1 protein-coding gene is annotated in these 2,024 nt (G+C 69.2%); it reads left to right on the top strand.

From position 1 onward, the window contains the following. Positions 1–2,024 (top strand): condensation domain-containing protein (locus tag ACFXAM_RS38650; RefSeq protein ID WP_380298609.1); only part of this gene is annotated, 2,024 nt, incomplete at both ends.

The raw sequence follows: 2,024 nt of genomic DNA, 5'->3' as shown, positions 1-2,024 counted from the left end.
CTGCGCCAGGCCGGCTACGACCTCAGCATCCAGCAGATCTTCCAACACCGCACCATCGCCGCACTCGCCGTCCTGGCCGGCGAAAGCACCCCCGCGACCGCGACCGAGCCGGTCGCACCGTTCACCCTGATCAGCGACGAAGACCGGGCCCTACTCCCCGCCGACGTCATCGACGCCTACCCGCTCTCCCAGATCCAGACCGGCATGCTCGTCGAAATGCTCGCCGGCGACGGCCAGAACACCTACCACAACGTCAACAGCTATGTGATCTCCGAGCAGTTCGACTTCTCTGCACCGGAGTTCCGGACGGCTCTCGACGCCGTCGCCGGGCGCCACGACATCCTGCGCACCTCGGTGCAGCTGACCGGCTACTCGCAGCCGCTCCAGCTGGTGCACGCCGAGGTGGAGATCCCGCTCAGCGTCCACGACCTGCGCGACCTCACCGCCGACGACCAGCGCGCCAACGAGATCGAACTCCTCCACCAGGAGCGCGCCACCGTCTTCGACCTGGCGACTGCGCCCCTGATGCGGCTCAACGTGCACCTGGAGTCCGACCGGTCCTGGCGACTCACCATCACGCACAGCCACGCCGTCACGGACGGCTGGAGCATCAACTCCCTGCTGATGGAGCTGCTGGACACCTACCGCGCGGTCCTGGACGGGGCGTCGCTCGCGCTGTCCGCCCAGCCGCCGGCCGTCCGCTACGCCGACTTCATCGCGGCCGAGCTGGAGTCCCTCGACAACGAGGACGACCGCACCTTCTGGCGCGAGGTCACCAGCACCCACGCGCCGATGGTCGTACCCGCGCACTGGGAGGACGCCGACGCGACCGGGGAGAACTACCGGCTCGAAGTCCCCTACGGCGACCTGGAGTCGGGTCTGCGCGGTCTGGCGGCCGCGGCCCGGACGTCGCTGAAGAGCGTGCTGCTCGCCGCGCACGTCAAGGTCCTCGGCATGCTGACCCCCGAACCCGCCTTCCACACCGGTCTGGTGGCCCACGGCCGCCTGGAGGCCACGGACGGCGACCGCGTGCTCGGCATGCACCTCAACACCGTGCCGTTCCCGGCCGACCGCAGCGCCCGCACCTGGCGCGAGCTGGTCGAGCAGGTCTTCGACCAGGAAACCGCCATCTGGGGCCACCGCCGCTACCCGCTCCCCGCCATCCAGCGGGACGCCGGTTCCAACGAGCGAATCCTCACGGTCCTCTTCGAGTACCTGAACTTCCACCAGGTCGACACCGCCTTGGTGGAGGACCAGTTCGGCTCGGGCGGCGCGGTCAACGACTTCGCGCTCAACATCATCGCCTCCGGCGGCAGCATCCACATCAACAGCGCCACCGATGTCCTCAGCCGGGCGAACGGCGAGCGGCTGGTGGGGATGTACCGGCGGGTGCTGGAGGCGATGGCCGCCGACCCGACCGGCGACGCCCGCGCGACCTACCTGCCCGAGACCGAGACCGTCCAGCTCCTGGAGGAGTGGAACCGGGCTCTCACGATCCCCGGGGAGGAGTGCGTCCACCACGCCTTCGAGCACCAGGCCGCCACCACCCCCGACGCCCTCGCCCTCACCTTCGAGGACACCCACCTCACCTACCGCGAGCTCAACGAGCGCGCGAACAAGATCGCCCACCACCTGATCGAGCAGGGCGCCACGCCCGAGACCCTCGTCGCGGTCTGCCTCGAACGCAGCATCAACCTCATCCCGACCATCCTGGGCGTGCTGAAGTCCGGCGCCGGCTACCTCCCCCTCGACCCCTCCAACCCCGTCGAGCGCCTCGGCTACATCCTCGGCCACGCCCGCGCACAGATCGTCGTCACCCAGCAGCAGCACACCGACCTGGTCACCGGTATCCACCAGGGCCGCACCGTCGTCCTCGACGAAGACCAGGACGCTGCCGCGATCAACGCTCAGCCGGTCACCAACCCGACCGTCGACGTCCGCCCGGACAACCTGATCTACGTCATCTACACCTCCGGTTCCACCGGTACGCCGAAGGGTGTCACGCTCACCCACGCCAACGTCTG

The organism is Kitasatospora sp. NPDC059462 (genome assembly GCF_042749955.1).
Classification (GTDB): Bacteria; Actinomycetota; Actinomycetes; order Streptomycetales; family Streptomycetaceae; genus Kitasatospora.
Note: the sequence above shows the minus strand (reverse complement) of the source record. Positions and strands in the feature narration are given on the sequence as shown.